Annotated in this window: 1 protein-coding gene; it reads right to left on the bottom strand. The window is 65.2% G+C overall.

What is annotated here, in order from left to right; all coding sequences use genetic code 11:
* Nucleotides 1–187 precede the first annotated feature (187 nt).
* The coding region (locus CDN38_RS28550) for an IS3 family transposase (RefSeq protein ID WP_142361425.1) at nt 188–928 on the bottom strand (741 nt) is incomplete at its 5' end.

Here is a 928-nt window from a genome sequence, read left to right on the forward strand (position 1 = left end):
CCCTGATCCGTTTTCCTGGCCTCCGATTCCCGCTTTGCCTTTCGCGCGCTCCGGGCCCGCAGGTGCTGTCAAGCGTAGTTTGCTTGATGGCGCCGAGGACCGGAGCATGCTTGGCGGATGTTGGCGGGATCGGCCAGCTCTTTCGGCTACTGGCGCAACGGGTTTGGGATAAACGTTCCTCGCCCTCTTACGTTGGTAGCAGGTGCGCGTAGTAGTCCGCCTCGGCTGCTGCGGGTGGGCGCCGGCCCAGGCGGTGCATCAGCCTGGAGGTGTTGTACCAGCTCACCCACGCCGAGGTCATGTTCTCCAGGTCAGCCAGGGTGTCGATGGGCCCGCTGCGAAACGGAGAACCCTCGCGCACGCACTCGGTTTTGTAGAGCCCGATCGTCGTTTCGGCCAATCCGTTGTCCAAAGCGTCCCCGACGGTCCCGATCGAGGGCTTGAGCCCGGCCAACATCAACGATTCACCGAAATGTATTGCGGTATATTGACTTCCAGCGTCGCTGTGATGGATCGTGTCATCGAACGGATGGCCCTGGCGGGCCCGAAAGGCCGCGGCGTGGCGCAGCGCGCGTTCGACGAAGTCGGTCGTTTTGCTCAGCGAGCACTCCCAGCCCGGGATCAACCCGGCGTAGGCGTCGATCACGAACGCGGTGTAGCCGAACCCGCCGGTCATCGCCACGTAGGTGAAATCTGCCACCTCCAGCAAGTTCGGCGCGGCCACCCGCCAACGCCGCCCAACCAGGTCCGGCGCGCGGGCTGCGGTTGGGTCGGCCTCGGTGGTGCGCGGGGCCCGCCGCGCCCGCATCACACCGCGCCAGCCATTGCGGCGCATGATTCGTTCCACCGTGCAGCGGGCCGCCGGAATGTTTTGGCGTTGCAGATGCGCCCACATCTTCAAACTGCCATACAGCGATTCTGGCGGGCG

This window comes from Mycobacterium ostraviense (genome assembly GCF_002705925.1).
Classification (GTDB): Bacteria; Actinomycetota; Actinomycetes; order Mycobacteriales; family Mycobacteriaceae; genus Mycobacterium; species Mycobacterium ostraviense.